General features: G+C 67.7%; 7 protein-coding genes. 5 read left to right on the plus strand and 2 right to left on the minus strand.

Annotation, left to right across the window (positions count from 1 at the left end; genetic code table 11):
• Positions 1-79 precede the first annotated feature (79 nt).
• Positions 80-472: a hypothetical protein gene (locus ACWCRB_RS37860; protein WP_451000388.1), complete on the plus strand. Its 393-nt coding sequence runs from the start codon at positions 80-82 to the stop codon at positions 470-472.
• A gap of 81 nt (positions 473-553) precedes the next feature.
• Here the strand turns inward: ACWCRB_RS37860 and ACWCRB_RS37865 are convergent, their stop codons facing one another.
• Complete coding sequence (locus tag ACWCRB_RS37865) at positions 554-1,264, minus strand: hypothetical protein (RefSeq protein ID WP_451000389.1); 711 nt, start codon at positions 1,262-1,264, stop codon at positions 554-556.
• Between the two features lie 153 nt (positions 1,265-1,417).
• Positions 1,418-2,032, minus strand: coding sequence for a TetR/AcrR family transcriptional regulator (locus tag ACWCRB_RS37870; protein ID WP_451000390.1), 615 nt, complete (start codon positions 2,030-2,032; stop codon positions 1,418-1,420).
• A 171-nt stretch (positions 2,033-2,203) separates the two neighbouring features.
• On the opposite strand from ACWCRB_RS37870, the gene ACWCRB_RS37875 reads away from it, so the two are divergent.
• The 4 genes from ACWCRB_RS37875 (at position 2,204) to ACWCRB_RS37890 (ending at position 6,603) form a co-directional block, all read left to right on the plus strand.
• Positions 2,204-3,184: a tetratricopeptide repeat protein gene (locus tag ACWCRB_RS37875; protein ID WP_451000391.1), complete on the plus strand. Its 981-nt coding sequence runs from the start codon at positions 2,204-2,206 to the stop codon at positions 3,182-3,184.
• Positions 3,185-3,854: 670 nt separating this feature from the next.
• A complete protein-coding gene (locus ACWCRB_RS37880) occupies positions 3,855-4,490 on the plus strand; it encodes a DUF6230 family protein (RefSeq protein ID WP_451000392.1) in 636 nt (211 codons plus the stop codon).
• Between the two features lie 102 nt (positions 4,491-4,592).
• Positions 4,593-5,183: a DUF6114 domain-containing protein gene (locus tag ACWCRB_RS37885; RefSeq protein WP_451000393.1), complete on the plus strand. Its 591-nt coding sequence runs from the start codon at positions 4,593-4,595 to the stop codon at positions 5,181-5,183.
• Positions 5,173-6,603, plus strand: a complete 1,431-nt coding sequence (locus tag ACWCRB_RS37890) for a hypothetical protein (protein WP_451000394.1) — start codon at positions 5,173-5,175, stop codon at positions 6,601-6,603. Before ACWCRB_RS37885 ends, ACWCRB_RS37890 begins: the two co-directional genes overlap by 11 nt.
• The last annotated feature ends 27 nt before the right edge of the window (positions 6,604-6,630 follow it).

Consider the following 6,630-nt stretch of genomic DNA (forward strand, 5'->3'; position numbering starts at 1 on the left):
GAGGCCGTCCCGGGAAAGTCCGCTTTCCCGGGACGGCCTCATCCAGATCGTTCAGAAACACTCCGGTGAGGATCCAACAATGAGTCGAATGCTGTTCGTGCTCCGCTATCGGAACGGTGAACCGGAGCCCCTCGACATGGAGCTCGTACGGGAAGTCCTGGCGCCGTACGTCGTCACCGCCGACGAGGACCTCAGGCACGGCGTGCTGATCCGGACCGCCGACGGCCACGAGGTCGATCTGGACGTCAACGACGTCTGCGTCGCCGTCAACCGCTTCCCGCCCGGCCGGTTCTTCGACGTCCTGGCCGAGCTGGTGGACCGCCTCGGGGCGAGCGTGCTCTCGTCGGACCGGCCGGCGATCATCCGCCAGGAGGAGGACCGGGCGCATCTGTCCGAGGACATCCGCGAGGTGGCCGTCGTCGTCGCGACGACGAGGCCGGCCCTGGAGGACTACCTCGGTGGCGGTTCCTGACGGGAGGCGCAACGAAGAGAAGGGGGCCTCCCCGGTGCACCGAGCATCGGGGAGGCCCTTCTCGTCCGTACGGAAGCGGCGTCAGCCCGTCTGGGTGGAGAGACGCTCCAGCTGGGCCTTCACCACCGGCTCCGGGATCGCGGCCTTCTTCGCGTCCAGCATGTTCACGCCGTAGAACACGGCGATGACGCCCCCGCTGCGCACCACCGTGTACGTCATCGGGACCGACTGCTTGGCGACTGCGCCCGTGATCCGGTAGCCGACCGCCTCGTCGCCGAGGTTGGGGTCCTTGAGCTGATCCACCGACTTGTAAGTCAGGCCCAGGGTCTTGAACCCGGCCGGGCATTCCTTGAGGGAGGTGCGCAAATCCTTCATCACCTGTTTCGCGTTCTTCTCGGAATGCGAGGCGAGCCACATCGACCCCACAGTGGCGTTCTCGACCTCGGTGGGCTCCAGGGAGCGGTGCACCACGCTCACCGGTTCGATGTTCGTGTAGCCGCCGGCAAGGCTGGCGATCGGCTGGCATTCGGGCTTGTCGGCCTTCATGTCCTTGCCCGCAGCGACCTCTGCCGTGGCGATCTTCTTCGCCTCGAATCCGTTGCTCTTGCCGGAAAGGGTGACCTTTTCCAGTGAGGGCGTGTCCAATGCGCCGAGCCGCTTGGCCTCGGCAGCGGCCTCTATGTCAGCGCTCGGGGTTTTGGTTGCAGTCACCGTGGGCTTCTTGGCGGCCGATCCCTTGTCGGAATCGCTGTCGCTGCTGCATGCGGGTATTACCAAAAGGAATGGCAGCACAGCGGCAGCCGGGAGGACTCTTCGCAACGTCACGTTCTTCCCCGATTTTTCGCACGAGTTGACAATTTCGAAACGATCCTACCGACGGGCCTGGTGTTCACTCATTACGTTTTGACTACACAGATCGCAGGGGCGGGAAGAGTGAAGGGAAGGTCACGCCCGCCCCAGCCCCAGCACGAGCATCCTCGTGAACGAGCCCGCCCACTCCGCGTCCACCGGCTCCGCGCTCACCAGCGTGCGGTGCACCACCGCTCCCGCCACCATGTCGAAGATCAGGTCCACCGTGCGGGCCGCCTCCGAAGGGTCGGCCTCCGGCGGGAGTTCGCCGCGCTGCTGGGCCCGCGCCCGGCCCTCCAGTACCAACCGCTTCTGGCGGTCGACGATCGAGACGCGGATACGTTCCCGCAGGGCGTCGTCGATGGTCGACTCGGCCAGGACCGCCATCAGGCCGCTCTTCGCCTCCGGGCGGGCCAGGATCGCCGCGAACTGGAGCACGACGCCCTCGATGTCGGCGGCGAGTGTGCCGCGGTCCGGGAGTTCGAGTTCGTCGAAGAGTTCGGCGACCGCGTCGACCACCAGTTCGTTCTTGCCGGGCCAGCGGCGGTAGAGGGTCGTCTTCGCCACCCCCGCGCGCGTCGCCACGTCCCCCAACGTCAGCTTGGACCAGCCCAGTTCGACCAGGGCGTCCCGCGTCGCCGCCAGGATCGCGGCGTCCGCGGTGGCGCTGCGGGGGCGTCCCGTGCGGCTGGCGCGGGTGCGGTTCTGCATGGGACGACCATATCCGGGGGTTTCTGTGGGGCCGCGGTCGTGAGGGAGATCACCGAGGGGTGGTTCCCGTGGGGTCATCGCTGCCATTACGCTACGAGTCGTAGCGTAAGCGTGGGAATGCTTTTCAGGACGCCTTTCACATACGCGTGCCGGACGGGGGAGGATAGACGCATGCAGCCACGGAACATGTCCATGAGCGGAGTCGTCGACCTCGCCGCGGTGAAGGCGGCCCAGGAGGCCAAGTCGAAGGCGGAGCAGGCGCGCGCCGAAACCGCCCGACAGGGTGGCGGAGGGGCCGTCTCGCCGGCCGACCTCGTCATCGATGTCGATGAGGCCGGGTTCGAACTCGACGTCCTGCAGCGGTCCACCGAGGTGCCCGTCGTCATCGACTTCTGGGCCGAGTGGTGCGAGCCGTGCAAGCAGCTGAGCCCCGTCCTGGAGCGGCTGGCCGTCGAGTACAACGGGCGCTTCGTCCTCGCCAAGATCGACGTCGACGCCAACCAGATGCTGATGCAGCAGTTCGGGGTCCAGGGGATCCCGGCCGTCTTCGCCGTCGTCGCCGGGCAGGCCCTGCCCCTCTTCCAGGGTGCCGCCGGGGAACAACAGATCCGGCAGACCCTCGATCAGCTGATCCAGGTCGCCGAGCAGCGCTTCGGCCTCACCGGCCTTGTCGTCGACGCGGACGCCGACCCCGGCGACCGGCAGGCCCCCGCCCCCCAGGCCGTCCCGGCCGGTCCGTACGACGCGCTGCTCGAAGCCGCCGTACAGGCCCTGGACGCGGGGGACTTGGGCGGTGCGGTGCAGGCGTACAAGAACGTACTGAGTGACGACCCCGGCAACACGGAGGCCAAACTCGGGCTCGTGCAGGCCGAGTTGCTCCAGCGGGTGCAGGATCTCGACCCGCAGCAGGTGCGCAAGGACGCCGCCGAGAAGCCGGGCGACCCGGCCGCGCAGATCGCCGCCGCCGACCTGGATCTGGTGGGCGGCCATGTGGAGGACGCGTTCGGGCGGCTCATCGAGACGGTCGGGCGTACGGCGGGCGACGACCGGGACGCCGTACGGCTGCGGCTGCTGGAGCTGTTCGAGGTCGTCGGCGCGGACGACCCCCGGGTCGCGGCGGCCCGGCGGGCGCTGGCGCGGGCGTTGTTCTGACCGGTCGGACCCACGGGTGTCGGGCGCGCACCCGATCAGTGGTCTGACCTGTCGCTAAACATCGCGACGCGTGTTGCCCGCGTGAAGGATTTGCCGATCGAGTGCCAATGCGGTCGCGCTTTACCAAATCTTGGTAATCGCGGCCGCTGTTACTTGGAGTAAGGCGAAGGCGTCGCACTGTCGGGTTTGGGGCGGGAAGCGGACGGTTTGTCACCCCCGTGAGGGCCACCCAGCGTTGTCGAGCAATGCCCATGGGTCGCTGCTCGGTTATCTGCCCGTTACTAGCCAGTAACGAACCCCCTTGTGCGGGCGGCGAGAATGCACCACGATCGGCGACGCTCGGTCCTATCCCGTACCCCGGCAGCCAGTCGGGCGCCCGGGAGTTGTTGGGTCCCCACCGGGCAGAGTCGGCGGCAGTGGCGCCGGCTCTCGGGCAGGGGGGTCTTCGCCTTCCGGTGGAGCCTGTCCGGCAAGGTTGTGCGTGATGTGTGTCAGGCGCGACCCAGTGGTTGTCGCTCGGGGGTGATCGCCGGTGATTCGGGCGCTGTTCGCGCCGTGAGCGCGGGCGCTCTCCTTACCGAGGACGTAGCACTTCTCCCATCCCTGCCCGGCTGAGCCGCCGTCATGGGGCAGTCAGGGCCAGGAGATGTACGTCCGAGAAGGAGGAAATATGGAGTCCCAAGTGCGTGGCGGGACCAGATGGAAGCGGTTCGCTGTGGTGATGGTGCCCAGCGTCGCCGCCACGGCATGTATAGGTGTCGCCCTCGCGCAGGGTGCTCTCGCCGCTTCGTTCAGTGTGTCTGGTCAGTCGTTCAAGGTGACGGCGGACAAGCTCGACGGTACGGGGTTCTCGCAGTACGGGGCCGTTGACATCGGTCCCGGCAATGCCGTGCACCCTGTCGCGGTCTCGGCGTTCGACACTGCCAAGATCACCAACATGTGCCAGTCCGTGGTCACGCCGAACATCCCGGTTCTGGGTTCGGTCACTCTCCGGCTGGAAGCCGGCGGGGGCGCGACTCCGGTCAGGGCCGAGAACCTGTACATCGACGTCGAGGACCTGCAGGCCAATGCGGTCTTCAAGGGCATCGACATCGGTGTGGCAGCCGGTGCCATCTCCAAGGGACCGAAGGTCAAGCAGGTCGAGCTCGACCAGGAACGGGCCAGCAAGTTCGGCTTCGCCCAGCAGGCCGAAACTGCGGTGCTCACCGACGTGAAGCAGACGGCGTGGGCCACCACTGCCGGAACCTTCGAGCTCAGTGGTCTCTCGATGAAGCTGTCGAAGGGCACCGACGCCGAGTGCTACTAGGCACTCAGTGACGGGCGGGGCCCGATGGTGCCCCGCCCGCTCGCTCTCCTACACCCGCAATAACACTCATCACGGCAACACCGCTCCAGGGAGCTGTTTTCCATGAACGCCGAGTCGCCCGCGCAGGACGAGCACTATCTTCGCGTCTTCAAGCGGAAGTTCCGCGACTGGCGGGGCGCCCGTCCGTTCTGGGCCGGGCTCCTGGTCCTGCTCGGCGGAGTCCCGATCATGTACTTCCCGTACTACAGCCTCCAGATCGGCCATCTGACGATGGCGATGTCGACGACTGCGGGCGCGGGATCCCTGATCATCGGTGTGCTGCTCGTCGTACTCGGAATCAGCCTCTGGTTCCAGAAGCATGTACGGACCTTCGCCGGCACCGCCGCGATCCTGCTGGCCCTGGTGTCCCTCCCGGTGTCCAACTTCGGCGGGTTCCTCATCGGCTTCCTGCTGGCCATGGTCGGCGGTGCGCTGGCCATCGCCTGGGCGCCCGGTGTGCCGGAGTCGAAGTACGGAGAGCCCGCGAAGCCCGAGAGCGCTGCGGCCCCTGTGGCTGCTGAGGCCGACGGAGCGGACGCGGAAGCGGCGGCCGAGCCGAGCGCGTCGAACGAACTGAACGAGCCGTACGAGCCGAACGATCTGTCAGGAACGAGCCCGGTGAACGGGGCGAACGGGAGGCACAGTGCCGGCTGACGAGGTGACCCACGGGACCGATGTGGACGGGTCCCGCGGGAGAACCGGGCCGCGGCACGCGGCCCCCAGGAAGCCGCTGTTCACCAGGTTCCACATGCCTGCCGGAAAGGCGATAGCCCTGGCGGCGATGCCGACCGCGGTGCTCATGGGCATGGGGTTCACGCCGACCCTCGCCAACGCGGACGATCAGCCGACGTCGAAGAGCTTGACGGCCGACGAATACCAGAAGTGCGTCGAGGTGCTGGACGGCACCGAGGACGGTACGGACACGACGGCGACGCCGTCCGCGTCCACCAGCTCCTCGTCGTCCGACGACGAGGACACGGCGACGGAGCCGTCCCCCTCGGCCACCGCCACGGACTCGGACTCCGGTTCCTCGGACGATTCGTCGGATTCAGGTTCCGACGACACGGCCGAGCCGACACCGACGCCCTCCGCGAGCAAGACGACGTCCAGCGGCAGCACCGGCGGCGGCAGTGACACGGCCACGCCCACCCCCTCGGCGAGCGCGAGCGCCACCGAGGAGAGCGGCGGCCTGCTGGAGACCATCGGCGACGCGATCACGGGCATCTTCACGGGCGAGACGTCGAGCGACTCGACGTCCACGTCGACCACGGAGTCGACGGAGACCACGGGGACCACGGAGTCGACCGAGACGGCCGAGAGCGCCACTCCGACGCCGGCCGCGTCACCCGCGGCGAGCGCGGAGGCGGGCTCCGACGACAGCAAGGACACGACCGACTCCACCACGGTCAAGGACACGACCGCGAAGGTCACCGAGGTCCTCAAGGACACCGCCGAGGACACGACCAAGGCGGCCGAGGACACCACGGAGGCCGCCGCCGACGCCACCGCGTCCCCGAGCCCCTCGGCGAGCGAGACGACCGACGCGGACGACTGCCCGGCCGCCACCGACGACGAGGGCGGCGTCGACAACTCGATCCGGCTGCCCGTCGACCCGTGGACCCTGGAAGCCAGTTCGCTGACGCTCAAGGGCGCGGACTACAAGGGCATCGTCAAGGTGCGCACGGCCGACGGCACGGTCAAGGAGGTCCTGAAGTACGTGATCTCCGATGGCACGGACATCGGTGACCTGCACCAGCTGGTCAAGGACGACACGTCCGGGAAGACCTACCACGTGCAGGCGGGCAAGGGCACGACGTCCACGATCACCGGCGGCGAGACGATCATGTACACGGAGAGCATCTCCGGGAACCTGTTCGGCCTGATCCCGATCACGTTCGACCCGAAGAACCCGCCGCCGCTGAACATCCCGCTGATCTACTTCACGAAGGTGAAGGTCATCCAGGCCGGCCAGTTCGGCGGGACCCTGGAGGTCCCGGGCCTGCACCTCGACGGTGAGTTCCGACTCCGGCTCCACTTTCGAGCTGGTCGCGCGCCTGCTGTCCACCTTCGATGAGACGGACCAGCATCTGTCCATCTTCAG

This window comes from Streptomyces sp. NPDC002156, assembly GCF_053593675.1.